This is a genomic window from Methylobacterium sp. 1030, from assembly GCF_040544715.1.
Classification (GTDB): Bacteria; Pseudomonadota; Alphaproteobacteria; order Rhizobiales; family Beijerinckiaceae; genus Methylobacterium.
Genome location: NZ_JBEPKM010000007.1, coordinates 1 through 26,233, shown reverse-complemented (window position 1 = coordinate 26,233; position 26,233 = coordinate 1). Strand labels below are relative to the sequence as shown.

34 protein-coding genes are annotated in these 26,233 nt (G+C 72.6%); 20 read left to right on the top strand and 14 right to left on the bottom strand.

What is annotated here, in order from left to right:
• Window positions 1-5: 5 nt before the first annotated feature.
• From ABIC30_RS11425 to ABIC30_RS11410, 4 genes are all read left to right on the top strand, one after another.
• Window positions 6-758, top strand: coding sequence for an aspartate/glutamate racemase family protein (locus ABIC30_RS11425; RefSeq protein WP_354454998.1), 753 nt, complete (start codon window positions 6-8; stop codon window positions 756-758).
• Entirely contained in the window at window positions 755-2,188 is a 1,434-nt protein-coding gene (locus ABIC30_RS11420) for an amidase (RefSeq protein ID WP_354454996.1), read from the top strand. Before ABIC30_RS11425 ends, ABIC30_RS11420 begins: the two co-directional genes overlap by 4 nt.
• Complete coding sequence (locus tag ABIC30_RS11415; protein ID WP_354454994.1) at window positions 2,185-2,517, top strand: hydroxyisourate hydrolase; 333 nt, start codon at window positions 2,185-2,187, stop codon at window positions 2,515-2,517. The genes ABIC30_RS11420 and ABIC30_RS11415 overlap by 4 nt, the downstream gene beginning before the upstream one ends.
• Before the next feature lie 126 nt (window positions 2,518-2,643).
• Complete coding sequence (locus tag ABIC30_RS11410; RefSeq protein WP_354454992.1) at window positions 2,644-3,090, top strand: hypothetical protein; 447 nt, start codon at window positions 2,644-2,646, stop codon at window positions 3,088-3,090.
• Here ABIC30_RS11410 and ABIC30_RS11405 read toward each other — a convergent pair.
• Window positions 3,075-3,407, bottom strand: a complete 333-nt coding sequence (locus ABIC30_RS11405) for a hypothetical protein (RefSeq protein ID WP_056526737.1) — start codon at window positions 3,405-3,407, stop codon at window positions 3,075-3,077. The two genes, ABIC30_RS11410 and ABIC30_RS11405, sit on opposite strands and share 16 nt — an antisense overlap.
• A gap of 64 nt (window positions 3,408-3,471) precedes the next feature.
• On the opposite strand from ABIC30_RS11405, the gene ABIC30_RS11400 reads away from it, so the two are divergent.
• The 3 genes from ABIC30_RS11400 (at window position 3,472) to ABIC30_RS11390 (ending at window position 5,125) form a co-directional block, all read left to right on the top strand.
• Entirely contained in the window at window positions 3,472-3,813 is a 342-nt protein-coding gene (locus tag ABIC30_RS11400) for a hypothetical protein (protein WP_354454989.1), read from the top strand.
• A gap of 185 nt (window positions 3,814-3,998) precedes the next feature.
• A complete protein-coding gene (locus tag ABIC30_RS11395) occupies window positions 3,999-4,847 on the top strand; it encodes a methyltransferase domain-containing protein (RefSeq protein ID WP_354454987.1) in 849 nt (282 codons plus the stop codon).
• 65 nt (window positions 4,848-4,912) lie between these two features.
• The gene (locus ABIC30_RS11390; protein ID WP_091981372.1) at window positions 4,913-5,125 is read left to right on the top strand and encodes a hypothetical protein; all 213 of its coding nucleotides are present in this window, start codon (window positions 4,913-4,915) and stop codon (window positions 5,123-5,125) included.
• Between the two features lie 24 nt (window positions 5,126-5,149).
• Here ABIC30_RS11390 and ABIC30_RS11385 read toward each other — a convergent pair whose 3' ends face one another.
• From ABIC30_RS11385 to ABIC30_RS11365, 5 genes are all read right to left on the bottom strand, one after another.
• On the bottom strand, window positions 5,150-5,425 hold the full coding sequence (locus ABIC30_RS11385; protein ID WP_091928394.1) for a hypothetical protein: 276 nt from the start codon (window positions 5,423-5,425) through the stop codon (window positions 5,150-5,152).
• Window positions 5,426-5,496: 71 nt separating this feature from the next.
• A complete protein-coding gene (locus tag ABIC30_RS11380) occupies window positions 5,497-5,790 on the bottom strand; it encodes a hypothetical protein (protein WP_091981369.1) in 294 nt (97 codons plus the stop codon).
• A 246-nt stretch (window positions 5,791-6,036) separates the two neighbouring features.
• Window positions 6,037-6,774, bottom strand: a complete 738-nt coding sequence (locus ABIC30_RS11375) for a sensor histidine kinase (protein ID WP_056526636.1) — start codon at window positions 6,772-6,774, stop codon at window positions 6,037-6,039.
• A gap of 224 nt (window positions 6,775-6,998) precedes the next feature.
• Window positions 6,999-7,340, bottom strand: a complete 342-nt coding sequence (locus tag ABIC30_RS11370) for a response regulator transcription factor (protein WP_244540898.1) — start codon at window positions 7,338-7,340, stop codon at window positions 6,999-7,001.
• Between the two features lie 361 nt (window positions 7,341-7,701).
• Window positions 7,702-8,364 carry a response regulator transcription factor gene (locus tag ABIC30_RS11365; protein WP_354454984.1) on the bottom strand — a complete coding sequence of 221 codons (663 nt, stop codon included), beginning with the start codon at window positions 8,362-8,364 and terminating at the stop codon, window positions 7,702-7,704.
• Window positions 8,365-8,701: 337 nt separating this feature from the next.
• On the opposite strand from ABIC30_RS11365, the gene ABIC30_RS11360 reads away from it, so the two are divergent.
• Window positions 8,702-11,224, top strand: a complete 2,523-nt coding sequence (locus ABIC30_RS11360; RefSeq protein WP_502915837.1) for an MFS transporter — start codon at window positions 8,702-8,704, stop codon at window positions 11,222-11,224.
• Between the two features lie 3 nt (window positions 11,225-11,227).
• On the opposite strand, the gene ABIC30_RS11355 is transcribed toward ABIC30_RS11360, so the two are convergent.
• Window positions 11,228-12,610: a mercuric reductase gene (locus tag ABIC30_RS11355; RefSeq protein ID WP_354454980.1), complete on the bottom strand. Its 1,383-nt coding sequence runs from the start codon at window positions 12,608-12,610 to the stop codon at window positions 11,228-11,230.
• A 603-nt stretch (window positions 12,611-13,213) separates the two neighbouring features.
• Here ABIC30_RS11355 and ABIC30_RS11350 point away from each other — a divergent pair.
• The 3 genes from ABIC30_RS11350 to ABIC30_RS11340 all read left to right on the top strand — a co-directional run bounded on the left by ABIC30_RS11350 (window position 13,214) and on the right by ABIC30_RS11340 (window position 17,320).
• Entirely contained in the window at window positions 13,214-13,660 is a 447-nt protein-coding gene (locus ABIC30_RS11350; protein WP_020094719.1) for a (2Fe-2S)-binding protein, read from the top strand.
• Between the two features lie 11 nt (window positions 13,661-13,671).
• Window positions 13,672-15,918, top strand: coding sequence for a xanthine dehydrogenase family protein molybdopterin-binding subunit (locus ABIC30_RS11345; protein ID WP_354454978.1), 2,247 nt, complete (start codon window positions 13,672-13,674; stop codon window positions 15,916-15,918).
• Window positions 15,919-16,069: 151 nt separating this feature from the next.
• Complete coding sequence (locus tag ABIC30_RS11340; protein ID WP_354454976.1) at window positions 16,070-17,320, top strand: sensor histidine kinase; 1,251 nt, start codon at window positions 16,070-16,072, stop codon at window positions 17,318-17,320.
• 68 nt (window positions 17,321-17,388) lie between these two features.
• On the opposite strand, the gene ABIC30_RS11335 is transcribed toward ABIC30_RS11340, so the two are convergent.
• The gene (locus ABIC30_RS11335; protein WP_502915836.1) at window positions 17,389-18,201 is read right to left on the bottom strand and encodes an SDR family NAD(P)-dependent oxidoreductase; all 813 of its coding nucleotides are present in this window, start codon (window positions 18,199-18,201) and stop codon (window positions 17,389-17,391) included.
• 411 nt (window positions 18,202-18,612) lie between these two features.
• On the opposite strand from ABIC30_RS11335, the gene ABIC30_RS11330 reads away from it, so the two are divergent.
• The gene (locus ABIC30_RS11330) at window positions 18,613-18,867 is read left to right on the top strand and encodes a hypothetical protein (RefSeq protein ID WP_020094723.1); all 255 of its coding nucleotides are present in this window, start codon (window positions 18,613-18,615) and stop codon (window positions 18,865-18,867) included.
• 32 nt (window positions 18,868-18,899) lie between these two features.
• Entirely contained in the window at window positions 18,900-19,142 is a 243-nt protein-coding gene (locus ABIC30_RS11325) for a hypothetical protein (RefSeq protein ID WP_020094724.1), read from the top strand.
• Here the strand turns inward: ABIC30_RS11325 and ABIC30_RS11320 are convergent.
• Window positions 19,139-19,315: a hypothetical protein gene (locus ABIC30_RS11320; protein ID WP_354454972.1), complete on the bottom strand. Its 177-nt coding sequence runs from the start codon at window positions 19,313-19,315 to the stop codon at window positions 19,139-19,141. The genes ABIC30_RS11325 and ABIC30_RS11320 overlap by 4 nt on opposite strands.
• Window positions 19,316-19,774: 459 nt before the next feature.
• Window positions 19,775-20,092, bottom strand: a complete 318-nt coding sequence (locus tag ABIC30_RS11315) for a hypothetical protein (RefSeq protein WP_091928387.1) — start codon at window positions 20,090-20,092, stop codon at window positions 19,775-19,777.
• Between the two features lie 517 nt (window positions 20,093-20,609).
• On the opposite strand from ABIC30_RS11315, the gene ABIC30_RS11310 reads away from it, so the two are divergent.
• From ABIC30_RS11310 to ABIC30_RS11285, 6 genes are all read left to right on the top strand, one after another.
• Window positions 20,610-20,840, top strand: a complete 231-nt coding sequence (locus ABIC30_RS11310; protein ID WP_020094727.1) for a hypothetical protein — start codon at window positions 20,610-20,612, stop codon at window positions 20,838-20,840.
• An 85-nt stretch (window positions 20,841-20,925) separates the two neighbouring features.
• Complete coding sequence (locus ABIC30_RS11305) at window positions 20,926-21,237, top strand: hypothetical protein (protein WP_020094728.1); 312 nt, start codon at window positions 20,926-20,928, stop codon at window positions 21,235-21,237.
• 99 nt (window positions 21,238-21,336) lie between these two features.
• A complete protein-coding gene (locus tag ABIC30_RS11300; protein ID WP_056526667.1) occupies window positions 21,337-21,657 on the top strand; it encodes a polyhydroxyalkanoic acid system family protein in 321 nt (106 codons plus the stop codon).
• A gap of 106 nt (window positions 21,658-21,763) precedes the next feature.
• Window positions 21,764-21,973: a hypothetical protein gene (locus ABIC30_RS11295; protein ID WP_026605187.1), complete on the top strand. Its 210-nt coding sequence runs from the start codon at window positions 21,764-21,766 to the stop codon at window positions 21,971-21,973.
• A gap of 414 nt (window positions 21,974-22,387) precedes the next feature.
• The gene (locus ABIC30_RS11290; RefSeq protein ID WP_020094731.1) at window positions 22,388-22,582 is read left to right on the top strand and encodes a hypothetical protein; all 195 of its coding nucleotides are present in this window, start codon (window positions 22,388-22,390) and stop codon (window positions 22,580-22,582) included.
• A 442-nt stretch (window positions 22,583-23,024) separates the two neighbouring features.
• Entirely contained in the window at window positions 23,025-23,891 is an 867-nt protein-coding gene (locus ABIC30_RS11285) for an outer membrane protein (protein ID WP_354454968.1), read from the top strand.
• Window positions 23,892-24,135: 244 nt separating this feature from the next.
• Here the strand turns inward: ABIC30_RS11285 and ABIC30_RS11280 are convergent, their stop codons facing one another.
• Window positions 24,136-24,405, bottom strand: a complete 270-nt coding sequence (locus ABIC30_RS11280) for a GCG_CRPN prefix-to-repeats domain-containing protein (protein ID WP_354454966.1) — start codon at window positions 24,403-24,405, stop codon at window positions 24,136-24,138.
• A 214-nt stretch (window positions 24,406-24,619) separates the two neighbouring features.
• Window positions 24,620-24,925 carry a hypothetical protein gene (locus ABIC30_RS11275; protein WP_354454964.1) on the bottom strand — a complete coding sequence of 102 codons (306 nt, stop codon included), beginning with the start codon at window positions 24,923-24,925 and terminating at the stop codon, window positions 24,620-24,622.
• A gap of 338 nt (window positions 24,926-25,263) precedes the next feature.
• Between ABIC30_RS11275 and ABIC30_RS11270 the strand changes: the two genes are divergently transcribed.
• Window positions 25,264-25,401, top strand: a complete 138-nt coding sequence (locus tag ABIC30_RS11270; RefSeq protein ID WP_170863024.1) for a hypothetical protein — start codon at window positions 25,264-25,266, stop codon at window positions 25,399-25,401.
• A 178-nt stretch (window positions 25,402-25,579) separates the two neighbouring features.
• Here the strand turns inward: ABIC30_RS11270 and ABIC30_RS31795 are convergent, their stop codons facing one another.
• Window positions 25,580-25,744 carry an integrase core domain-containing protein gene (locus tag ABIC30_RS31795; protein WP_502915835.1) on the bottom strand — a complete coding sequence of 55 codons (165 nt, stop codon included), beginning with the start codon at window positions 25,742-25,744 and terminating at the stop codon, window positions 25,580-25,582.
• 188 nt (window positions 25,745-25,932) lie between these two features.
• Window positions 25,933-26,233 (bottom strand): type 2 periplasmic-binding domain-containing protein (locus tag ABIC30_RS11260; RefSeq protein ID WP_354454963.1); only part of this gene is annotated, 301 nt, incomplete at its 5' end.

Here is a 26,233-nt window from a genome sequence, read left to right as displayed (position 1 = left end):
CTCGCATGCGCATCCTGCTCCTCAATCCCAACACCTCGGCGGCGATGACCGCGCGCATGGCGCGGGCCGCCGAGGCGGCGCTCGCGCCCGACGCGCACGTCACCGCGCTCACCGCCACGTCCGGCTTGCCCTACATCGCCAGCCGGGCCGAGGCGCAGCTCGCCGGCGCGGCCGTGCTGGAGACGCTCGCCGCCCACCATTCCCGCCACGACGCCGCGGTGATCGCCGCCTACGGCGATCCCGGGCTGGTCGCCGCGCGGGAACTGTTCGACCTGCCGGTGGTCGGCATGGCCGAGGCCGCGATGCTGACCGCCTGCCAGCTCGGGGCGCGGTTCGCGGTCGTCACCTTCGCGCCCGCCCTGCTGCCCTGGTACGAGGACGCGGTGGCGCTGGCCGGGCTGTCGGCGCGCTGCGCCGGCCTCCACGCGGTGCGCCGGCCGTTCCAGGCCGTGACCGAGGTGCAGGACGAGCTGCGGCCCGAGATCCTGGCCCTGGCCGAGCGGGCGGTGGGGGAGGGGGCCGACGTCGTGATCCTGGCCGGCGCGCCGCTCGCCGGCCTCGCCACGGCCCTGCGGGACGCGGTGCCGGTGCCGCTCGTCGACCCGCTGGCGGCCGCCCTGGGCCAGGCGCAGGCCCTGGTGCGGCTCGGGACGCGCCCGCCCCGGGCCGGCCGCTTCGCCCGGCCGCCCGCGAAGCCGGCCACGGGCCTCGCCGGGCCGCTCGCCCGCTGGATCGCCCATCGCGAGGAGGAGTCATGACCCGGATCGACGCGGACGGCCCGCTCTGGACCCTCTCGGCCGCCGCCCTGGGGCGCCGCTACGCTGCCGGGACGGTGAGCCCGGTCGCGGCCGCCCGCGCCTGCCTGGAGCGGGCCGAGGCCGTGAACCCGGTGCTCAACGCCCTCGTCGCCGTCGATCCCGAGGGCGCGGAGCGCGCCGCCGCGGCGAGCGCCGCGCGCTGGCGGGCGGGGCGGCCGCTCGGGCCCCTCGACGGCGTGCCGCTGACCGTCAAGGACAGCCTGAATGTCGCCGGGTTCGCGACCGGCTGGGGCAGCCGGCTCTACGCGGGGGAGGGGGCCGGGCAGGCCATCGAGCGCGACGAGACGCCGGTGGCGCGCCTGCGCGCGGCCGGGGCGGTGATCCTGGGCAAGACCAACGTCCCCGAGCTGACCGTCCAGGGCTACACCGGCAACCCGGTCCACGGGGTTACCCGGAACCCGTGGGATCCGGCGCTGACGCCGGGGGGCTCCAGCGGCGGCGCCGTGGCGGCCGTGGCGGCCGGGATCGGGCCCCTGGCGCTCGGGACCGACGCGGGCGGCTCGATCCGCCGCCCCGCCTCGCATACCGGCCTCGTTGGCCTGAAGCCGACGGCCGGTCGGGTGCCGCGGACCGGCGGGCTGCCGCCGATCATGCTCGACCTCGAGGTGGTCGGGCCGATGGCGCGCACCGTTGACGACCTCGCGGCGACGATGCGGGTTCTCGGGGCTGCCGACCCCGGTTTTGTCGCGCCGCACGGCTTCGGCCCGTTCGGGAGCGCCGTCATGCCGGAGCGCCCGCTGCGGATCCTGCACGTCCCGGCCTTCGGGACGGCCCCGGTGGATCCGGAGATCGCCGACAGCGTCGCCGAGGCGGCCGTGCGCCTCGCCGGCCTCGGCCACCGGGTCGAGACCGGCCGCTTCGACGCGGCGACGGCCATCACGGAGGCGTGGCCGGTCCTCGGCCAGGCGGGCATTGCGTGGCTGATGCGCGCGCATCCCGGCCGGCTCGGCGATCTGGGCTCCGACATCCGCGCCCTGACGGAGGCCGGGGCGGCCCTGTCGGCAGCCGACCTGTTCGACGTGCAGCGGATGGCCCTGGCGCTGCGCCGGGACCTCGCCGCCCTGTTCGCCGGCCACGACCTGCTCATGACGCCCGCGGCGGCGGCGCTGCCCTGGCGAGCTGAGGACACCCATCCGCCGCGCATCGCCGGGGTACCGGTGGGCCCCCGCGGCTCGGCGACCTTCACGGGCTTCGTCAACGCCGCCGGCTGCCCGGGGATCTCGATCCCCTGCCGACCCTCGGGCGCCGGGCTTCCGATCGGGTTCCAGCTCGTGGCGCCCTGGGGCGGCGACGAGACCCTGGTGGCGATGGCGGCCGCCTACGAGGCGGCCCATCCCTGGCGGATGGTCTGGGAGGACTCGGCTCCGTGACCGGCCTGTCGCTCCACGCCGTCGACGCCGCCACGGGCCGGCCGGCCGAGGGGATGCGCGTGCGCGTCCTGAGCGCTGGAGGAAAGCGGCGGGTGATCGCCGAGGGCCGCCTCGGGGCGGACGGGACCCTCGACCATCCGGTCGTGCGGACGCGGCTCGCCGCCGGCCTCTACGAGGTCGTGTTCGTCATCGGGGACTTCGTCGGGGCCGCGGGGGAGGGATTCCTGGAGGAGGCCGCGATCCGCTTCCGGATCGACGACCCCGACCGCCACTGCCACCTGCCGCTGAAATTCACCGCCTTCGGGGTGGCGCTGTTCCGCGGCTGTTGAGCCGCACGCGCCGCCCTCGGACCCGGCCCGCGACGGCGCAGCCCGGCCGCCCTCCCCCGCGAGGTGACCGGGGCCTCGGGAGAGCCTAGACTCGCCCCCGATCGCGGCGCGCGCAGGAGGAAGCCGATGCGGGTTCAGGCGATGACGATCCCGGCGGCGGCCGGGGCCGCGACGCGCGGCGCCCCACGGGCGCGCCTGCTGCTCGCCGCGCTGACGATCCTCGCGCTTCCGCTGGTCTTCGTCGCGGCCGCGCGGGTCCCCGCGGCGCCCGTCGATCCCGACCTCGTGCGGGTGATCCGCTTCATGGCACTGCTCAAGGGCGGCTTCGCCCTGGCGGCGCTGGCCGGCTGCTTCTGGCGTCTCGGCCGGCCCGCCGGGTGGCGGAGCGCCGTCTACGTGGCCGGACCGCCGCTCATGGCGCTCGGGGCGGCCGGCCTGTGGTCCCTGCGCGATCCCGGGCTGGCGGCGCTCGGCCTGCATCTCGGCCTGTTCGCGGTCCTGGCGGCGGCGCTGACCGACCGCGAGGCCCTGCCCGACCGGCTCCGCGCCGGGCGCCGTCAGATCGTCTCGTAGGCGAACAGGACCGAGATCAGCGTCAGGCCGATCAGCCCGATGACGAAGCAGATGTCGGCGCAGCGCTCCAGGGTGACCGAGAGATCGCCGCCGTCGTCCAGGCGGATCGACAGGTAGGACGCGATCGCGCTGACCAGGAACAGGATCGCCGTCAGGGCGGCGGCCTCGTCGACGTGGCTCGGCCCGATCCAGCCCTCGGCGATCTTCACGAGGCCGATCAGCGTGGTGCAGACGCCGACCATCGTGCCGGCATTGGGGAGGATGTGGCGCGACAGGCTATCCTCGCCGGACCCGGTGCCCTTCCGCCTTTCGGCCATGCGCTCCTCGTACAGCTCCGCTCCGGCCGATGGCCCCCTGATACCGCGCCCGTGGAGGTTCGTCATGAAGCGCCCACTCACCACCAACTTCTCCGCACCGCCGCCGGAGCGTGCCCACCCGCCCGAGCCGGCGCCCGCGGCGGCCTCGTGGCGCGACGTCGCCCCGTTCGCGGCCGCCCTGATCGCCACCCTGGAGGCGATCGAGGCCGGGCAGAAGGCCGGGCCGGCGATGCGGGCGCACCGCTCCGCCATGCGCCGCCAGGGCGAGGCGGCCGCCGCGCTCGGCGGATCCGAGGCGCTGGAGGCCGTGCTCAACCAAGTCGCGGACGCGGACGCGGCCCGGGCCGAGCGGCGCCTCGCGCTCGTCCGCGAAGCCTGGGCGGGGCTGTCCGGGGGAGGAGCGTGACGCGTCCTGCCGGCTCACCGGATCGGGCTGGCGGCAGATCCGGGACGGCGTTGCGCGGTCGGGCAGCGCGCCGACGCGTCACGATCCGAATTCGGGTCGCCGCGTAAAGATTTGATACAGGATCTCGGATAAATTCGGCGCCGGCCACACCGCGTCAGCTCGAGATCGCTCGTCGGGAATTTGTGATGGACGACCAGGACAAGCAATTTATCACGCAGCAGATCCTCGACGTCGGCCGCCAGCTCTATGCCGCCCTCGACAGCAAGATCATGACGGCTCACGCGCAGCAGCTGGCGCAGATGCAAGATGTCCGGCGCCTCGCCGTGGTTCAGCTCGCGCCGAAGAACGATTTCTGCCTCGTGACGGATCATCCGATCGCCTACGAGAGCAACGATCACACGGTTCCGCGCGGCACAAAGGATGACAATACGCGCAATCAGCGGTTCTGCCACGCGATCGAGAGCCATTTCGGCCGAAAGGTCAGGGCCCTGGACCTCGGCTGCGCGGGGGGCGGCCTCGTCTTCGATTTCCTCATCCGAGGCAACGCGGCTTTCGGGATCGAGGGGAGCGATTACTCCCTTCGCGCGCAGCGCGCCGAGTGGTCCATCATCCCGGACTATCTGAAGACCTGCGATATCACCAAGCCCTTCTCCCTGATGGATCAGAGGTCAGGGACGAAAGCGAAATTTGACGTCATCACGATGTGGGAGGTCCTCGAGCACATCGAGGAATCGCTGCTTCCTCAGCTGTTCGCGAACGTGAAATCCCACTTGGCGGACGGCGGTCTCTTCGTGGGCTCCGCCGCGACATACGACGATGTCGCCAACGGCGTGAGCTACCACCCGACGGTCAAGCCGGAGACGTGGTGGCGCGAGCTTGTCCGGCAGCACGGGCTGGAATTTGTCCCGATGACCATGTTTCAGTTCAAGGATTTCTGCAGAGGCTCCGGCAACGAGAACGCGTTCTACGACGCCGATTTCAGCAAGAATCCCGAGCTCGGCTTCCACTTCGTGATGAAGCACCGCCCCGCTTGAGGCGGGGCTTCTGGACTCGACTGGTCGGGCGCCGCAGGCTTGAGCGGTCCGCCCGCGCGCCCCACATGGACGGGAGCGACAGCGCGGGGCCGACCATGTACGACCTCATCCACACACTCCGCCTCTGGCTCTGGCGCCGCCGAGTGCGGGCCATGGCGCGGGAATGCCGGGTGTCCGGGACCAGCGACGGTGACTGGATCGCCGCCACCGTCGCGGCCTCCGCGACGAGTTCGGGTCCAGGCGCGCCGGTCTCGTACGTGAGCGGCACCGGCCTGTAGCGGATACCGCTCGGCCGGGCGCGGTCAGCCTTCCGGAGACGGCTCGGCGGCGGCGGCACCCGGCTCGGGCGCCGGGCCGGTGTCGAGGGTGCCGCTGTGGACCAGAGCGCCGGCCCAGGCGCCCGCGATGATCCGGACCTGCTCGATGGCCTCGGCGCGGGTGAAGGGCCTGTCACCACCTCCCGAACGGCTCTCGTCCCAGTAGACGTAGCCGGTGCGCCGGCCGCCGGCATCCTCGACGCAGGCGGCGTTCTCGAGGACGCAGATCCGGAGCGGGAGCTTGAGACCGAGTGTGGGCATAGGGCCCATATAGGGCGCCGATCCCGCGGGAAGTCGGCGCGCCCGCCGCGTGACGGTCGGTCTCAGGTGTCTCAGGTGGGTTTCGCCGCGTCGAGCGCCTGCTCCAGGTGCGTCACGACCTCGTCGCCCTCGGGCGGCGGCTCGGCCTCCTCGACCCGTCGGGCGACTTCCATGACGAGGTAGGTCACCGACGGCGGCCAAGCCACGCCGTTATCCAGGAGCATCCGGGCGGCGCTTACCAGCATCCGGAACTGGTCCGGCGGGATCGTGGTCCCGGCCTCGTGCTGCGCGAGGATGTGATCGGCGATCGCGGCCGCAAGGCCGGCAACTTCGGCCATCTTGTTGGGCGGATCACCAGCCGTCATGTCAGGTCGCGCTCCGTCTGCGAAAGCACGGTGCGGAGCATCCGTCGCCTCTTCGGGGTCTCAGGCCGACACGGTTCCACAAGCAACCCTGGCGAGCAAGCCGTGCGACCGCGGCACGCCTGCGTGGCCGTGGACACCGCGGATTTTGCCGGCCTGCGCGCACGGTCCGGGCGTTTCGCGACCTGCGGTCCCGCGACGGCGGACGAGGTCCGCGGCAGCAGCGGCGTCGGGACCGGCCCGGGGCGTCTACGCGGATGCCGGACGGTGGCGGGGCGCGGTCACGCCGAAGACGGAGCCCCGGTCGCGCCGGGATCGCACGGCGACCGGGTGATCGAGCGCCGCGGCGGTCTGCCGGACGATGTGAAGGCCGAGCCCGAGACCGGCCCCGTCCCGGCGTCCGGCGCGGTCGAAGGCGTCGAAGATGCCCGCCAGCCGTTCGGGCGCGATGCCGGGACCGCCGTCGTGCACCTCGATCGCGACGCGCCCCTGCCGGCGGCGGCATCCGACGACGACGCGGCCGCCCGGGCCCGCATACTTCACGGCGTTCCCGACGAGATTGCGCAGGATGGTCGTCAGCATGGCGACCTCGCTCGTGACCGTCAGCGCCGTGGCGCAGACCCGGACACGCACCCCGACGGCGTCGGCGTAGGGCCCCCACTCGGCCGCCACCGCCTCCAGGAGCGGGGCGACCGCGACGGGACCGAGCCGGGGCGCCACGCTGCCGGCCTGGGAGGAGCGGGCCAGATCGTCGAGCTCGCGGCCGAGCCGCACCAGCGCGTCGCTGGCGAGGCCGAGCCGGGCCGCGGCCCGGGGACCGACGCCGTCCGAGACCGCGCGGTCGATGGCCATGAGGGCCACCTGCAGGGGTTGCTTCAGGTCGTGTCCGGCCACGGCGAGCAGCCGGGCCATGGCGCTGCGGGCGGTCTCCGCGCGCAGCAGGGCCTCGTCGGGCGCCGCACCCGGGCTCGCCATCGTCAGTCCCATCCCCGCCTCCTCGTCCGGCCCGCCGACGGCGCGCCGCTTCCATGGCGCGACCTTGGACCGTGGCCGTTCGCGCCGGAATCATACGGAGGTTTGATGTCCTAACCGGACCGGCCTCGGATCGGCGTGCCAGCGGCGCACGCGCGCGATGCCGGTCCGGAGCCGGCCGGCGATCCCGTCACGGATGGAAAGGCCCTGGAGTCAGGCACTGGAGTCAGGCCCTGGCGTCAGGCCCCGATCGTCTCTTCCAGGCAGCGGATCAGTTCGTCGGCCACGAGCGGCTTGCGCAGGAGATCGCGGGCGCCGCCGGCGAGGGCCCGGCGCCGGAGTGCGTCGTCGGTCAGCGCGGTCATCATGATGACCGGCAGGGCAGGGCGCTGCTCCCGGACGCGGTCCTGCAATTCGATGCCGCTGATCCCCGGCATGTTCACGTCCGTCAGCAGGCACGACACGTCGCTGCCGGCCATCGCGGCCAGGAAGGCCTCGCCCGAGTTGAAGGCCCGCGCGTCGTAGCCCAACGCCTCGAGGAAGCTGGACGTCGCGTCCAGAACCGCCTCGTCGTCGTCCACGACCGCGACCGCTTTCTTCCCGACCGGCACGAATCTCCCTCCGGAGCCTCTCGAAGGCGCATCGATCCCACCTCTGTGGGCCGGCGGCGGCTTCGACGAAATTATACGATGGTTTGATGCGCGCGGCGGACTCACATCCCGATGAACCGAGTCCTGCCACAGCAACGCAGGACCCGGGGCGCCACGACGCGACCCGGTAGACATGGATTTCACGAATTGAGGCAGGACTTCTTCGCCGATCCCCGATCCGATCGCCGCGACGAATCTGTCCAGTGCGGGTGCCAACGCGGCGATGTCCGGCATCGTTCCGCGCCGATCGGCCCGGGCCGGATCTGCGGAAGCGACGCGGAGATGGGCCGGCTCAGACGGAGGCCCGGGCCTTGAGCAGCTCGGTCTTGCGCACGAGGTCGGCCACGGAGCCGGCCGCCATCTTCCGCATGACGTTGCCACGGTGGATCTTGACCGTGATCTCGCTGATTCCGAGGGCGTGGGCGATCTGCTTGTTGAGCAGCCCCTTGACGACCTGTGCCATCACCTCGGCCTCCCGCGCCGTCAGGGTCGCGGCCAGCGCCTCGAGCTCGGCGACTCCCGCGCTCGACGCCCGCCGGGTCCTGTCCCGCTCGATCGCGACCGCGATGGCGTCGAGCATGTCCTGATCGCGGAACGGCTTGGTCAGGAAATCGAGCGCGCCCGCCTTCATGGCCTGGACGGTCATGGGGATGTCGCCGTGGCCGGTCATGAAGATGATCGGCATGCGGTTGCCCATCGCGGCGAGCTTCGCCTGCAGGTCGAGGCCGCTGGATCCGGGCAGCCGCACATCGAGGATCAGGCAGCCCGGGCGGTCCGGCAGCGTCGCCGCGAGGAGGTCGCGCGTCGCGCCGTAGGCGAGGGTGTCGAGCCCGACGGAGTGCAGGAGGTCCTGCAGACCTTCGCGGACGCCCTCGTCATCCTCGACGATGACCACCAGCGGTGAGGCCGTGTCGGCGCCGGGCTTCGCCGCGCCACCCCGGACGTTGCCTGACATCGTGATCGACGAGTCCCCGCGCGCCTCTGACAGGCTGCCCGCACGGGCAGTGCTTACAGGTTGTATCCGCGCCCGATCAAGCCGACCGTCTGTGGACGGCGCGGACCGCCGGCACGGGTCGCCGGCACGGGTCGCCCCGAATGGCCGCTCGCCGGACCGCTCCCGACCCGCCTATCGACTCGCGGCCAAGCTTGTGGCTATGAGAGGTTGCACTGTCCCCGGGACTGGCTCAACCTCCGGCGAGGTCAGCGCCTCCCGGCCCAGGATTCGCGGCCGCCCGCCTCCTCCGGCCGCGCCCGTCCGACAGGCTGTGCAGCGAGGCGCGGAGATGAGTGTGGTGGGCGACGCGCGTCCCAGGCAGACGACGGCGCGGGTCCTCCTCGCGAGCCTGATCGGCACGACGGTCGAGTTCTACGACTTCTACATCTACGCCACGGCGGCGAGCCTGATCTTCGGGCCGCTGTTCTTCCCGGCGGCGCTGCAATCGGCGGAGCTGATCAGCGCCCACGCGAGCTTCGGCCTCGCCTTCGTGGCCCGGCCGATCGGCGGCGCGGTGTTCGGGCATTTCGGCGACCGGATCGGGCGCAAGGCGACGCTGGTCGCCTCGCTCCTGCTGATGGGGCTCACGACCTCGGCCATCGGGCTGCTGCCCACCTTCGCGCTGGCCGGCTGGCTCGCCCCCGTCCTGCTCTGCCTCCTCCGGTTCGGGCAGGGCCTGGCGCTCGGCGGCGAGTGGAGCGGGGCCGCGCTGCTGGCGCTGGAGAACGCCCCGCCGGGCTGGCGCGCCCGCTACGCGATGTTCGCGCCGCTCGGAGCGCCCCTCGGCTTCTTCGTGGCCAACGGCCTGTTCCTCGTCCTGACCCTGACCCTCAGCGCGGAGCAGTTCGCGGACTGGGGCTGGCGGGTGCCCTTCCTGCTCAGCGTGCCCCTGGTCTGGCTCGGGCTCTGGGTCCGCACCAATCTCGGCGAGACCGAGGAGTTCGCCGCCGCCGTGAAGGAGGCGCAGCCCCCGCGCGTCCCCCTCGTCGCCCTGATGCGCGACCATGCCGGGCAGGTCGTCGCCGGGATGTTCGGCGTCGTCGCGTGCTTCTCCCTGTTCTGGACCGCCACCGCCTTCGCGCTCGGCTACGGCACGACGACGCTCGGCTACTCCCGGGCCTCGTTCCTGACGGTCGAGCTCGGCGCGATCCTGTTCATGGCCGCCGCCATCGTCGTCGCGAGCTGGCTGTCGGACCGGCTCGACCCGGCCCGGGTCCTGATCGTCGGCTGCGCCGGGACCATCGTGTCGGGGATCCTGCTGGCGCCGATGCTCGGCAGCGGCTCCCTCGCGACGATCTTCGCCTTCCTGGCCTTCGCCCTGTGGGTGATGGGCTTCGTCAACGGGCCGCTCGGCGCGTGGCTGCCGAGCCTGTTCCCGCCGCAGGTGCGGTACACGGGCACCTCCGTGGCGTTCAACGTCGGTGGCATCATCGGCGGCGCCTTCTCGCCGATGATCGCCCAGGCGCTGGCCGCGCAGAGCGGCCTGACCGCGGTCGGCTTCTACCTCGCGCTGACCGGCGGGATCAGCCTCATCGCCTTCGACACGAGCGCCCGGCGGCGGGCGCTGGACGCGCTCGCACGGAGCGAGCGCCGCTACCGCGCGCTGTTCGAGCAGAGCCACGTCGCGCTGTGCGAGGTCGATCTCTCCGAGGCGCAGGCCCACCTCGCCGAGGCGCGGGCCGCCGGCGCCCTCGGGCCCGACCTCCGCGGGCAGGCCGACGCCGCGCTCGTCGCCGCCTGCGCCCGGCGGATCGCGCTGGTCGACGTCAACGACGCGACGGTGCGGCTCCTCGGCTGCGGCTCCCGCGAGGCGGTGCTCGGCTCGATGAGCCGCTTCCTCCCGCCGGGCAACGACCTCGTCCTGCCGCTCCTGCAGCGGATCGACCGGGCGGGCGGCCGCTTCGAGGCCCAGGGCCGCCTGATCCGCGCCGACGGGCGGGAGGTGACCGCGATCCTCGTCGTGGCGCTGCCGGACGACGAGGCGGCCCTCGACCGGGTTGCCTGCGCGATGATCGACGTGACCGAGCGGGAGCGCGCCAAGGAAGCCCTGCTCGCGGCCCAGGCCGAGCTCGCCCGCGCGGGCCGGGTCTCGACCGTCGGGGCGATCTCCGCCTCCATCGCCCACGAGGTCAACCAGCCGATCGGCGCCATGGTGATGAGCGCCGAGGCCTGCCTGCGCTGGCTGCGGCGCGAGACGCCGGACCTCGAGGCGGCCGCGCGGGCGGCCGAGCGCGCCGTCCGCGACGGCATGCGGGCGAGCCGGATCGTGCAGCGGACGCGCGAGCAGCTCCGCAGCGACCGCAGCCAGCCCGAGATCCTCGACCTGGGCTCCCTCCTGGCGGAGGTCGCGACCCTCCTCGACCGGGAGATCCTGGCGGCCGGGGCGACGGTGCGGACGGTGATCGCCGCGACCGAGGCGCGCGTCCTGGCCGACCGCGTCGAGCTGCAGCAGGTCGTGGTCAATCTCGTGACGAATGGCCTGCACGCCGTGCGCGACCTGCCCGAGACCCGCCGCGCGCTGCGGATCGCGCTGACCGCCCCCGCGCCGGGCCGGCTGCGGATCGCGGTCGTCGACAGCGGCACCGGCATCGATCCGGAGCAGCTGCCCAGGCTATTCAGCCCGTTCTTCACCACGAAGCGCGACGGGATGGGCATCGGCCTCGCGATCTGCCGGACCATCGTCGAGTCCCATGGCGGGACGCTGACCGGCGGGAACAACGACGGGCCGGGCGCGACCTTCGCGGTCGAGCTGCCGGCGGCCGAGCCGGGCGCGGCGGGCCGCGCCGCGGCCGAGCCCGCCGCCGCCGGCGCCGGCGGCTGAGCCTCAGCGGGCGGGGACGGCCGCGAACAGGCTGTTCAGCCCCTCCGCGGTGGTCGGATGGGCGAGGATCGCGTCGCGCAACGCCGTGTAGGGCAGGCCGGCGAGCATCGCGACCTGGACCGCGGCCATGACCTCGCCGGCCTCCGCGCCGAGCATCGTGAAGCCGAGGATGCGGTCGTCCGGACCGATGACGGCCTTCATGAAGCCCTCGGTCTGCCCGGTCGTCCGCGTGCGCAGCACGGCCGCCATCGGCAGCCGCGCCACCCGGACGGCGTGACCGTCGGCCCGCGCCTCCGTCTCGGTCGACCCGACCCGCGCCAGCGGCGGGTCGGTGAACAGGCAGGACGGCATCAGACGGCCCGCGGTCGAGCGCGGGATCCCCGCCAGCGTGTCGCGGATCACGCGGAAATCGTCCGCCGAGGCGTGGGTGAAGGCCGGGCTGCCCGCGCACTCGCCGATGGCCCAGACGCCCGGCGCGCTCGTCCGGAGGTGGTCGTCGACCTCGATGACGCCCCGCTCGGTGAGCGCCACGCCCGCGCGGTCGAGACCGATGCCGTCGGTGTTCGGCGCGCGCCCCGCCGCGACGAGGATGTGGCTCGCGGCGATGACCGCCTCACCGGCGTCGCCGCGCACCGTGATCTCCACGGCCTCGCCCGAGCGGCCGCGCACGCGCACCACCTCCGTGCCGGTGCGGATCGCCAACCCCTCGGCCTCGAGGAGCTGCGCGAGGGCGGACGCCACGTCCGGATCCTCGCGGCCCGCGATCCGGGGCCCGTGCTCGATCACCGTCACCGCGCTGCCGAACCGGCGGTAGGCCTGGGCCAGTTCGAGGCCCACGTAGCCGCCGCCGAGGACGACGAGGTGGGCTGGCACGGCGTCGAGTTCGAGCGCCTCGATATGGGTGAGCGGCCCGGCCTCGCGCAGGCCCGGGACGTCCGGGATGGTCGCGCGGGTGCCGAGATTCAGGAAGATCTGATCGGCCGTCAGCGCGCGCGAGCCGCCCGCGTTCAGCGCGACCGTGAGCGCTCTGGGGCCCGTGAAGCGGGCCGTTCCCATGACGAGTTCCGCGCCGCTCTCCCGGTAGCGGTCGAGGTGCATGTCGATGAGGTCGCGGACCATCGCCCGCTTGCGCGCGACCACCCGGCCCATATCCACCGCGACCGGGCCGGTCTCGACGCCGTACCGGTCGGCCTGCCGGGCGCGGTGGGCGATCTCGGCGCTCCAGATCTCGTTCTTGCTCGGCAGGCAGTTGGTGTTGGGGCACGAGCCCCCGATCCAGCGGCGCTCGATCACCGCGACCCTCTGGCCGGCCTTGGCGAGGTGCCACGCCAGGAACTTGCCGCCCTCGCCGCTGCCGATCACGAGGGCATCGTAGTGGTCGTCCATGGTATTTCCTCCGCGATCCCGAGATCTGCGGAAAACGTAGAGGCCTCACGACCGAACGGATATCATGCGTCGGTATGATAGACCGGTCCCGACCGCCCGGCGCGCAGGTTTCGTGCGCATCGAGTCTCGGAGGATCCGACTCAAACCTCGGCCTGACCGAGCCGGATCGGCCCATCGCCGCAGTTCCGTCCATCGCTGACGGGCGATCACCCGTTCCGGTCGGCGCTTCAGCCGGCCGGCCTGCCGCAATCCCGCGCCCTCCGCTTCGAAGGCTCGGATCCCTGAACACGCAGGTTCGCCGCGGCCGCGGCCCGGGCGCGTGACCGGCCGCCCGCGCGCCGCAGCGCGAAGCCTTCAGGGCCGAGACCCCGGGCGATGGACTGTCCTCGGCCGGCCCTGATCCCGGGGGCGGGCCGCGGAAGGGCACCGTTTCGGGTGACGACCCCTAACCTTCGTATGATTCCGCGCGGCCGGGGGCGGCGGTACCTCTCGCGACACGGCACACGATCCGGACCGCGCCTTCGGCCGTCCCCGAAGACACGTCGCCCGGCCGGTTCGCACGCCGAGACACGTCGCGGCGTCCCCATCCCACGAGGTCGAACGATGGTCCAGCTCACGATCAATGCGCGTCGCTACACGGTGGACGCGGAACCGGACACGCCGCTGCTGTTCGTCCTGCGCGACAGCCTCGGGCTGACCGGCACGAAGTACGGCTGCGGCATCGGGCAGTGCGGCGCCTGCACGGTGCTGCTCGACGGCGCGGCGACCCGCTCCTGCCAGATCCCCCTGGAGAGCGTCGGCGACCAAGCCATCACGACGATCGAGGCGATCGAGCAGGACCCGGTCGGTGCCCGGGTCGTGGCCGCCTGGGTCGGCATCGAGGTGCCCCAGTGCGGCTACTGCCAGTCCGGGCAGGTCATGGCCGCCACGAGCCTGCTCAAGCAGACCCCGAAGCCGACCGAGGCCGACATCGCCGGCGCGATGACCAACCTGTGCCGGTGCGGAACCTACAACGCCATCGCCGCCGCCGTGCGGCAGGCCGCGGCCTGAGGAGGCGCACGATGACCGACCGCTCGCCCCCCGCCCGCCCGGATCGCCGCGAACCGGTGCGCAACCTCTCCCGCCGCGGCTTCCTGGGGGCCGCCTCGGGCGCGCTGTTCCTCGGAATCGGCCTCCGGCTCGCGCCGGCCGCCGCCCAGACCCGCGCCGAAGGCCCGGCGGCCGTCGCGCCGAAACCCGGGACCCGCGTGACGGCCTTCCTGGAGATCCGCCCCGACGACACCGTGCGGCTGCTCAGCCCCTTCGTGGAGGGCGGCCAGGGCATCAACACCGGCCTCGCCCAGACGATCGGCGAGGAGCTCGACCTCGACCCGGCGCGCTTCGCGGTGGAATGCGCCCCGCCCGGCCCCGACTACGCGGTCGTCAACGGCCTGCGGATGACCGGCGGGTCGTTCTCGACACGCTCCAGCTTCGAGGCCATGCGCCGCCTCGGCGCCACCGCCCGCGAGATGCTCCTGCGGGCTGCGGCCGCCGAGCTCGCCGTGCCGCAGGCCAGCCTGACCACCGAGAACGGGCGCGTCATCCACGCCGCCTCCGGCCGGAGCCTCGGCTACGGCGCCCTGGCCGCCGCGGCGCTGGCGCTGCAGCCGCGGGACGACGTCGCCCTGAAAGATCCCAAAGATTTCCGCTGGATCGGCAAGCCGGTGGCGCGCCTCGACATGCGCGACAAGTCCACCGGCCGGGCCGTCTACAGCATCGATATCCGGCTCGACGGCATGGTCCAGGCCGCGATCCGGCACGCGCCGCATCTCGGCACCGAGCCGGAGGCGATCGCCAACGCCGCGGAGGTCCGGGCGATGCCGGGCGTCCAGGCGGTCGAGCGCCTGCCGGGCGCGGTGGCGGTGGTGGCCGACACGTGGTGGCGGGCCCGCAGGGCCGTCGAGGCCCTGCAGGTGACCTGGACCCGGCCGGCGCCCGACGGCGTCGCCACCGTCTCGGCGGGCTTCTCCTCGGCGGCGATGCTGGCCGCCCTCCGGGACGCGGCGGGCCCCGGCGTCCCGGCCGAGCAGGCCGGCGACCCGGACGCCGCCTTCGCGGGCGCGGCCAAGGTGGTGGAGGCGGCGTACGACGCCCCCTACCTCGCCCACGCGCAGCTCGAGCCGCCCTCGGCGGTGGCGCGCTTCGCCCCCGACGGCAGCCTCGACCTCTGGGTGCCGAACCAGATGCCGGAGCTGTTCCAGCAGGTCGCCGCCAAGACGGCCGGGCTGCAGCCGGATCAGGTCCGGATCCACTCGCCGATGCTCGGCGGCTTCTTCGGGCGCCACTTCCACTACGGGCCGGCGAGCCCGTTCCCGCAGGCGATCCTGCTCGCCAAGGCGGCGGGCAAGCCGGTGCGGGTGCTGTGGTCGCGGGAGGAGGAGTTCGGCATGGACGCCGTCCGCCCCCTGAGCTTCGCCCGGTTCAGGGCGGCGCTCGGTCCGGACGGGATGCCGGTGGCGCTGGAGACCACGGCGGTGGGGGAGGGCCCGATCGGGCGCTGGTTCGGCGCGCTGTTCAAGGGGCCGGTGGATTCCTCGGTGGTGGAGGGCCTCGACCGGAAGCCCTACGCGATCCCGAACCGGCGGCTCACCTACGTGAAGGTGCCGCACCCGGTGACGATCGCGTTCTGGCGCTCGGTCGGGCACTCGATGAACGATTACTTCTACGAGAGCTTCCTCGACGAGATCGCGCAGGCCGGCGGCCAGGACCCGTTCGCCCTCCGGATGACGCTCCTGAGGGACAGCGCCCGCCACCGCACCCTGCTGCAGGCGGTGGCCGACCTCGCGGGCGGCTGGACGCGCGGGCCGTTCCGGGCACAGGACGGCACGCGGCGGGCGCGGGGCGTGTCGATGGCCTCGCCGTTCGGCTCGGAGACGGCGACGATCGCCGAGGTGTCGCTCGAGAACGGCGAGGCCCGGGTGCACGATCTCTGGATCGCCATCGATCCGGGCCGCGTGGTCAACCCGGCGATCGTGAAGCGCCAGGTCGAGAGCGCAGCGGCGCTCGGCCTCTCGTCGACGCTGCTGGAGCAGGTCGTCTACGAGAACGGGGAGCGGCAGGCCCGGAACTTCGACGCCTACCCGATCCTCGACCGGGAGCGGATGCCGCGGGTGCACGTGGCGATCGTCGAGAGCGGGGCGCCGATGGGCGGCATCGGCGAGCCCGGCCTGCCCGGCGTGCCGCCGGCGGTGGTCAACGCGGTCGCGGCGCTGACCGGCCGACGCCTGCGCAGCCTGCCCCTGGCCAAGGAGACCCTCTCGGGGACCTGACGCCGATCAATAACCTGGGCGATAACCCAGGGCGACGCCCCCCGGGTCAGCCCCCGAAAGTCCCGCGTCCCGACTGGAAGCGGGATTTTCGGATGCCGTATAGCGGGGGCGCGGCGGGCCTGAATCGGGGCCGGCCCCGGGAACCGCCGACATGAGCAACGGTCTGACGCCGACGGCCGACCGGATCGTCGTGGCCAGCGAGGCCGACTGGAACGACGCGTGGTACCTCGTCTGCATGAAGGTCTCGACGATCGGCTTCGTCGTCGTCGATGCCCGCGAGCGGGTCGCCACCCTCGACGCGCTGCGGGCGGCCGGAATCACCGACATCGCCGCCCACCTCGACGCCCATCCGGACGTGGCCGACCGCCTGCGGCACGGGATGATCATCCTCGACGTCAACGAGGCGGCGGTGCGGATGTTCGGCGCGGGCGGCCGCGCGGACATGATCGGGCAGCGCACGCAGCGCTTCTTCGACCCGCTCTGCACCGCCCAGGTCAATTCCGCCCGGGCCTTCGCGGCGGGCGCGACCTCGTTCCAGCAGCAGGCGCACAGCGTCCGGCTCGACGGATCGCGCTTCGAGACGCTGTTCTGCGTGGTCCCGCGGGCGGACGGCGCCACCTCCGGCCTGTGGCTCGCCTCCTTCGTGGACATCACCGAGCACGTCGCGCGGCAGATGTCGCTGGAGGTGCTGCGCGACGAGCTGGCCCACGTCTCCCGGATCTCGACGCTGGGCGAGCTCTCGGCGTCGATCGCGCACGAGCTCGGGCAGCCCCTGTCGTCGATCGGCATGACCGCCGGGGCGATGCTGCGCCTGCTCGATCGCGCGGACCTCGACCGCGATCTGCTCCGGCGTCAATGCCAGCGCATCGTCGATCAGGTCACGCGGGCCGGGGAAATCATCGATCGCACCCGCCGCATGGCCGCCAAGCGGGACAGCGTCCGCGCGCCCGTCTCCGTGGCGGAGGTCCTGGCCGAGGCCGCGCGGTTCGTGGCGCACGATCTGAACCGCACCGAGATCAGGCTCACCGTCGCCCCGGCGGACGCGGCCGCGCAGGTCATCGCGGACCGGATCCAGCTGCAGCAGGTCTTCGTCAACCTGCTGATGAACGCCATCCAGATCCATCGGCAGGCGCGGACCCCCGGGCCCGAGATCGCGGTCGAGACCGTCTGCCGGGACGGGTCGATCACGGTCGACGTCGTCGATAACGGGCCGGGCCTCGATCCCGGCACCGTCGACCGGCTGTTCGACGGCTTCTTCACGACGCGGGCCGAGGGGCTCGGCCTCGGTCTCCGGATCTGCCGGACCATCGTGGCGGCCCATGGCGGCTCGATCGACGCGAGGCCCCGCGACGGGGCGCCGGGCGCCCGCTTCTCGGTGTGCCTGCCGCTCGCCCGATCCTGACCGGGCGGCCGCGGGAAGCGGGCAGGGAGCGGGCAGGGGCGCCCCGGCCGGGACGCCCCCCGAGGGCCTCAGGCGGCGTCGGCGCGCGCGGTCCGGTACCGGCTCGCCGGCGTCGCCGCGCCGAGCTGGGCGGCGAGTTCGAGGCGCGCGGCGTCCAGCGCGGACCAGGCGGCACCGTTCTCCAGGGGCGGGATCGTGACGACCTCGCCGGCATCGAACCCCGCGAGCGCGGCCGCGACCAGGTCGGACGGCGTCATGACGATGCTGGCCGGGAGGTTCCGGTGGCCGCCGACGCCGGCCACGGTCCAGAACTCGGTGGCCGTCGCGCCGGGCAGGACCGCCTGGATCCGGACGCCCCTGGGGGCGAGTTCGTGCTGCAGCGCCTGCGTGAAGGCGAGAACGTAGGCCTTGCTCGCCCCGTAGACGCCGTTGAGCAGTTCGGGATTGAGGGCGACGGTCGAGGCGACGTTGATGATCGCCCCGTGCCCCCGCGCGACGAAGGCCGGCGCCGCCGCGTAGGCGAGGCGCGTCACGGCCGTGACGTTCACGCCGATCATGCGCTCCATCTCGTCCGGATCCGCCTGGAGCAGCGGGGCCGCGGAGCCGAAGCCGGCGTTGTTGACCAGGAGGGTGATCGCCGGGTCGCTCCGCAGCCGGTCCTCGACGCGCCGGAGACCGGCACGGTCGTTGACGTCCGCCGCGAGCGCCTCGACGATGCGGCCCGAGGCCCCGCGCACCGTCTCGGCGACCGCCTCCAGGCGATCCGCGTTCCGGGCGGTCAGGATGAGATCGTGGCCGCGCGCGGCGAGCTGTTCGGCATAGATCGCGCCGATCCCGCCCGAAGCGCCGGTGATCAGAACAGTTCCCTTGGTACGTTCCATCACGATAACTCTCCGTCTGTGCTGCTGAATGACGGAAAGTGTAGCGATCGCGACGGAGGCTTACATTTATACGGATGCGGGGCGACGCCATACCTTGGTATGACCCGGCCGGCATGCCCAAAGGCCGTCGGGCAGGCGCGGGGAAGCCGGTGCGGCGGCGGCCCGCTGACGGAATCGGCGCCCGAGATCCGCCGCGCGTCGATCCGGGAGAGGTGCACCCGCGGCCTCGCCATGCTAGAACGAAAGCGGAACAGATCATACGGGCGGGCCGGGCACAATCTGCGGGCGAGACTTTTCTTCCGGCCCCGTGGACGCGTGTGGATACGGCTCGAAAACTCCTGTCGTGGCGCGCCCTTGGGCGGCCCGTGCGGTCTGTGGAGAACCTGTGACGAACCGGGGTGCAGGACGACGATGGCGATGAGGACGGCGTTCGTGGTGCAGCCCTTCGAGCTGCACCGGAAGCGGTTGCGGCCGGCCCGGCAGGAGCCTGCGCAGACCGAGAGCGGGGCGGTGAAGAAGGCCGAGAACATGGCCAGGCGAATGCCGGGCGCGGCGGCGCTGAAGGTGGTGGCCGACGACGAGACCGGCGAGCTGGAGGGCGTCACGATCCTCGGCCAGTGGGGCGAGATCCCCGACGACTTCGCCGAGAGCCTGCAGGGCGCCTAGGCCACAGATCACCAGCGGGGCGGGAGAGCGCCATGTCGGCGGTTCGGCGGGTCGGGAACTTCCTCCAGGTGCAGGACGGCGACGGCTGCCGGCACCTGCTGCGCGTGACGAGCGTCCAGGCGCTGAGCGACACGGACCTGATGCGCAACGAGACGTTCATCACCGCGGCGGGGCGAACGATCCGGGTGACGCAGCCGCTCGACGAGATCGTGGACCTCGTGGCGCCGGGCGAGCGGACGGCGCCGGGACCGCAGGAGGAGCCGTGGCCGTTCTAGCCGCGGGAGATCATCCCGCGCGCCATCTGCAGCAGCAAGCGGTGGTCCGACAGGGTGAGCGCGTGCCAGACGCGCAGCAATTCCCCCGTCATGTCGATCGCGGCGAGCGCCTCGGATTCGTCGAGGAAAGCGTCTTCGGGCACGCCGAGGGCGTGCGCGATCTGCCGGAGCATCGATCTCTTGCCGTTCGGCCCGAACTTTCCACCCTCGAATTCCGGATCCGCCAAATCAATCTCCGACGGACGCGCGGCGGCGTCGCTTTAAATCTACAGTATCTTTATAACGTGAGAGTGCGAACACCGCATCGATGAATCGGAAATAAATTTTACCGGTACGTTGATACCAATTACTTGGTCGCCGATCATTATCTTAGATTAAAAGCAGAACCTGAATTAGACACAGCGATCGAAATTTGATGGCCCGCAACAGACTTGCTCGGCATCTGAATTGAACGCGGCGCGGGATCATCCCTCCCCGGCGACGGGCGGTCCCGGGCCGCGGGTCAACGGTGCGATGGTCCCGTGCCCGCGCGCCGCCGCCCGCCGCGTCGGGATGCCGGCGGTGGGACGGTCCACCTGTCCCGCCCCGATCCGGCACGGGGCGGGACGGATCCTCTGGACGGGGTCCGGCGATCAGCTGCCGCCGCTGCCATCCCCGCTCCCCTTGCCGACCTGGGGTACGCCGCGCTCCGGCTGGCCGGCATTCCCGCCGGCGGCCGAATCCGTCGTGATGGTCGTCGCCCCCGTCCCGGTGGGCGCGACGACGGCGGTGCTGCCCGGACCGCTATTCTGGCTGCCGCCGGGAACGACGACGGTTCCGGCCGGGGTGCCCGGCGTCACCGGCTGGGCTGGTCCGGGTTGCCGGATCGGTGCGGGACCGGTGCTGGTCTGCGCCGAACCGGGCGACGCCGCGACCAGCGCGAAGATGGCGAAGAGGGCATGACGCATCATGTGCTCCTTGGCATCTCGGCCCGACTGTGCCTCACGCACGGGCCTCCGTGCCCGAACGCGGGAGCGCGGACCCGGTTTCCGACACACGTCGCCGTCGTGCGCCGCCGATCGTCGTGCCCGGCCGCGCCCGGCGCGCAGGGTCTCGCCCGGGAGCGGCGCGCCAACCCTCCGGATCGGCGCACGAAAAGGCCCCGCGCGGCGCTGCCGGCGGGGCCGAAGGTGGGTCTGCCTTGGGAGGATGCAGAGGCAGATGCTTAGCCGGCGTTGCGCCGCCGCTGCACCGGCGACACGACATGCCGGCCCCGCAGGGACCGCCGGTCACGGCGGCGTCAGGCTTGCATGCCGAGCCGGCCCCGCCCCGTGCGGTGGACGGCCGGGACCGCGGCGCGGCGCCGAAGGTCCGGCCATCCTTGGATAACCATGTCGACCGCCGGCTTGTGGACGCCGCGGCAGCGTCGTCGACAGCGTCATCGACAGCGTCCCGCCGCTGTGGTGCTGATCGGCGGCGAGGAGTCCCATGAAGCACATCATCGTTCTGGCCATCGCGGCCACGGCCCTGACGGCCTGCAACGCGGCGAACCGGCCCGGCCGCGGCGAGCTCTTCATGAGCGAGGCCGACGTCGCCGCGAAGGACGACGCGATCTGCCGGGGCTACGGCGCCGAGCCGGGAACGCCGGAATACGTGCAGTGTCGGGGAACCCAGGACCAGCGGCGCGACGCGGCCCAGGCGCCCCGCCGCAGCGGCTGAGTGCGGCGGCCGCGAGGGCGCGGCCCCCGGGACCAACGGCCCGCTCGCGCGTTGTCCGCGCGGACCGCTTTCCCTGGAGCGCGTGATGCTCGCCCGATCCGCCCTGATCTTCATCGTCCTGACGTCGGGGGCCCAGGCCGCCGCCTTCGACGACCTGAAAGGCTATCTGGCGTCCTGCCTGCGGTTCGAGATGGCCGGCGCCCCAGCGGAACGCGGCGGGCCGCTGTCGTCCAAGGTCCGCCGCGCCCTGGACCGGTGCTCCGACGACGTCGCGCGCCTCGACCGGGCGGACGGGCGCCGGCTGCGCGGTGACGGTGGGATCAGCCCGTCGACCAAGGAGGTCATCCGGAGCGTCGTGAGCGGCGGGGCCGGCGGCGTCCGCACGGTCCGGTACTGACCGCCGGCGGTTCGCCCGGCGCATCGATCGGGTGGCGCCGATCACCGGGCGTTAACCTTCCGGCCGCACCTCCCGGGGCCCGCTCGCGAGGAGATGCCGATGCCGAAGCGCTTGACCATCACCGTCCCGCACGACCTCGGGACAGCCGAGGTTCGCCGCCGCATCGACCTGCACATGGACTGGGCTTTCCGTCGCCTGGAGGCGGAGAAGATCCGCGTCGAGGCCGAGGACTGGCTGGGTAATCGCCGCTCCTTCTCGGGCAGCGGCTACGGGCAGTCGGCGCGCGTCGCCATCCAGGTGGCGGATGACGCGCTGGAGGTCGAGGCGCTGGTGCCCTGGATGGCCAGCCTGTTCGCGCCCGTCATCGAGTCGGTCGGGCGCCACTACGTCGGGCGCCTCCTGTCCGACGAGGCCGCCTGACGCGCGCGGCCCGGGGCGGCGATCGGTCCGGGGTGCCCGCGGGGCGGTTGTGGCCCGGTCGTGCCGGGGCTAAACGCGCCGGCTCGGTGGCGGCGCAGGGGCCCGGATGAGCGACGACGTGGCGGCCCTGCTCCTCGCGCTCGCGACCGAGAACGCCGAGCTGCGCCAGCAGCTCGCCACCGCGCAGGACATGCTGATGGAGACCGCCATCGACGCCGGCCACCTCCACGCCCGCATCGAGGCACTTCAGGCCGAGCGCGACGCGTGGCAGGCGGAGGCCGAGCGCTTGGCGCGCCGGCCCCCGCGTTCCCTGTGAGCGCTCGCAGCACCCGGCGCGCCGAACCTGCGGGCGGGCGCGACCGGGGAGGGCGCGCTCGGGCTCCGTGGCGCATCGGCGGGAGCCCGCGCAGGGGCGGACTCGCGCCGTTCCTCACGCCTTCCCGGGTTGGGGGCGGGGCACGCGCACGTCGACCGTCTGGCCGGTGAGGGGATTGAGGATCAGCATGGCGGCGGTCTCCGGTGTGTGTGACGGTAGAACGCCGTCCGCGGGCGCCGGGATCACGCTGCGGCGTGCCGTGGCGCACAGGCGGCGACGGGGTCGCCGAACCCGGATCCGTGTCGGAAACGGCCTCCGGCGAGGCCCGCGAAGCTCGCCACGGTCGGGATGCCGCCTTACCTCAGGGCCCGGCGCCCTGGCGGCCGCCAGGGGCAGAACACCTGGAGGATCGATATGGCCATCGATAGATCCGGTGAGCGTGCCGCGCTCGATACCGAGGTAGAGGATACCCAGGACACCATCGCGAAGCTTCGCGAGGCTGCCGACGGAACGCCGCCCGGACACAGTTCGCGCGTGGCGCTGAAGAAGGCCGAGGAGAAGCTGGCCGAGCTGGTCAAGCACATCACCCGGCGCGACCGGACGGGTTAGCGCGGCCCCGGACGCGGGGACCGCCGGACAGGTCCCCGCGCGCCGTCCGCCGGCTCGGCGCCACCCGCCGGCGCCGAAGCGCCGGCTCTCGATCCCATGTTACCGCCGGGCGGATCCGGCGCGGGCGGCGCCAGGATCGTCCGCGGCGCACCCGCAGCGACGACAAACCCTCCCCGCGCGGGCGGCCGGCAGCGCCGCACTCGGACATGTCGGCGCGTCGCCCCCTGGCCGCGCGGCCGCGCCGCGGACCGATGCACGCGCCCCGGGCGCAGGCCCCGAGCACACCGCCATAACTTCATCAGTATTAAACAGATCTATCCAGAGTTAATCTGCCATTTACTATGTTTTTTCCGACGCGGCGAGCCTGTGTGTCCATAAAACTACAGCTATTCTGCTCAGAGCTTGGTAGTCTTATCACCAGATCGAAACCCGGATCGCCCTCATGACCAAGCTCATCGCCTCCCTGACCGCCTTCACTGCGCTGACCGCCGCGGCGTCCGCCGCCGACCTTCCGCGCCGCGCCGCGCCGCCGCCGGTGTTCACGCCGGTGCCGGTGTTCACCTGGACCGGCTTCTACATCGGTGTGAACGCCGGCTACGGCTTCGACGCCAACAGCCGCAACACCACCAGCTACGCCCTGCCCGGCGGCTCGCTGATCAACTCCCCCGGCACCGCCGGCGTCGTCAGCGTCAACAACCGCAACAACAACGACGGCTTCTCGGGCGGCGCCCAGATCGGCTACAACTACCAGTTCACCCCGGGCTCCGGCATCGTGATCGGCTTCGAGGCCGACGCCCAGTACGTCGACTTCGCCCGCCGCGCCAACGCCACCCAGAACTACAGCTTCCTCGGCTTCCCCGGCGTCGCCTTCTCCAACCCGCCCGCCTTCGTCGCCACCAGCGGCAACGGGCTGGACTACTTCGGCACCGTGCGCGGCCGCCTCGGCTACGCCTTCGACCGCACCCTCGTGTACGGCACCGGCGGCTTCGCCTACGGCTCGGGCCAGGACGACCAGAACTTCTCCGGCAACCGCTTCCGCGACAGCTTCCGCACCGGCTGGGCCGCCGGCGGTGGCGTCGAGTACGCCCTGCCCACCGACTCGTTCCTGAACTTCTTCCGCTCCTCGGCCGTCACGCTGAAGGTCGAAGGCCTCTACGTCAGCCTCGACCGCCAGAAGAACTCGGCCGGCGGCGTGTTCTACGGCAACCTCCTGCCCCCGAACGGCACCGCCTACCTCAACGGCGCCGCCGCCAAGACCGAGTTCGCCGTCGTCCGCGCCGGCCTGAACTACAAGTTCGGCTCCTACTGAGATCGGGTCGCGCCGCTCCCGGCCTCCGTGCCGGGAGACGCGGCGGCGGGCGAGGGGGGCAGGTCCGCCTCATCGCCCTCCGCCGCCGAAGAGCAGCCTTCCGGTTGGCCTTCGCATCCCCAGCCCGATCAAACTGGCCGCGAGGTCGGCAACACCCTGGGAGCGCACGCTCCCAGGGTGTTCCTGCGTTCCGTCACGGTGCGCCACGGCGGTCAGCCGATCGCCCCGAACAGCGGGAGCGCCGCTACCAGTACCGGTTCGGCCAGCAGCGCCGCCCGCCGCGACCGAGGTGGAAGCCGCGCGGACAGGCCCGACCGACATAGCCGCCCCACTGGCCGCCGGCGCGGCACCCGCCATAAGGGCCGCGATGGCCATAGGGCCCGCAGCCGCCGTAGACGTGCTGGATCAGCCCGTCCTGCGCGGCGGGGAGCGGAGAACCCGCGACGGGCAGCGCCGAGGCCGGCGCGGCGAAGCCGACGGCGAGCAGCGTCGCGGCGGCGAGGGACTTGAGCATCAACCGATCTCCAGGTCTTGGCTGAGCCGATCTCCGTCGGCACTGACCGAATACCTGCCCTCGGCTGAAGGCCGGGTGTCACGGACCGTCTCGATTGCCCGCATCGCTGGAGCTTTTCTTTAAGCGCTGTCTCGATACTGGCGCTCCACCCGCCCAAGCGTCCGCCTCGACCAAGACGACAGTGTCCGCCCGACCTGCGGCCCGGATCACCCGCTCACGTCGGGAGAGCCGTCGCCGATCCGTCGCTCTGCTGCGGGGCAGTATGCGGCCGGCTGCCGGCCTGCCAGATCCAGTTGCCCGCGATGGACCCCGCAGAGACGCGTTCCACGACGGCGAGCGCGATCACCAGGGGCTTTGAGGTCGCGCTTTTCCACTTCCCCGGATCCGTCCACACGGTCTCCCATTCGGCTTGCGGCGAGCGGTCCGCGTGCCGGCCTGGATCGGCCCGCGCCCGTCTCTCCAGAGTCAATCCGCCGAACGGCGCGACGGGTCCGAGGCGTTGCGGCCGCAACGCGGCCATTCGTCGGCCATCCGGCACATTCGGCTCTCGGAGAGCGCGGTTGAAATGCCCGAATGTCTCAGCTGCGATTGTGCGGCGGCTCGACTGCCGCGCGTTGGGGTTCGATGCAGAGGATGAGAACTCGGCATCTCGAACAGGCGGCGGCGTCGCGCACGTCGACGACCCGCACTCCGCTCGTCTGCGGGCCGAGGATCTGCAGCCCGATCGTTGCAAGGGTCGATCTTATTCCCGACACCCTCATGCATGCGCCGCATATCTGGCGTGAGGCATGTGGCATACCAAGAAATCGCGTGCAGTGCGATATAGTTTCTCACGCACCGCACAAAAGGACGCCGCCGATGACCCTCCTCACTGCCCTCGCCCTTCTCCCCTTCGCCGCCATCGCCAACTTCGCCTTCGTGGTAGCGCTGGCCAATCACTTCGACGCCGACAAGCCGGCCACGGGCTTCACCGGCCCGGTTCCGACGCTGGCCTGAGCCAAGTCGGAGCCGTTCTCACCCGGCCGCGATCGAGGATCCCCTGATCTCGGTCGGGCCGGGAGGTGAGCTCCGGGTCCCACTCGGCGGCCAGTTGGAGCAACGCCAAGGCGAAGACCTGGGGCGTCAGCCACTCCCCAGGGCCGTGTGAGGACGGCACTGGTTGTACTCGCCGCCTTCACGTCTCGATCCTGCTCCTCGTCTCGGCGAGGGACAAGGCCCCAGTTGCGTTCAGGCGCAGGCCGTCGTTGAATGCCTCGACCAGCGCGTTGTCGGTCGGCATGCCAAACCGCGGAACGTCCGGAGTGATGCCGTTCTCGTAGGCCCAGCAGACCGGCTCCATCGAGACGCACTAAGGTCCGCTGTCGACCTTCATCGGACCCGATGTCCGGCGCAGAAGTGCCGATCGGGCGACCATGCCGGCCACCCACTCACCCTCGTTGTCTTGGCGACCTCGGTCGCCGACGCCTCACGAGCGCCGCCTCGGCGAACACTTCAGAACTGCAGTTCAGACTGGCGCGGGCGTATCCGTCAGCGCGCGACCGCGTCGTCGCGGAAGCCGCGGGCATTGAAGATCCGCCGGACGACGCCGGTGCGCTTCGCCTCATCCATCCACGCCGTTACGCAGGCGAGGGCGACCGGTCGGCCCTTTGGGACGGCGACGGCGACCTGCGTCTGCTGGAAGCCGCCCGCCACGATGCGGGAGCCGGGGACCTGCAGGAGCACCGGCCGCAACGTGTCGCGCGAGAGGGCGAAGGCGTCCGCCTGCCCGGCGCGCATGCGCGCGACGGCCTCGGCCACGGACGGGACGGGGCGGGGCTGCGTCCGGGTC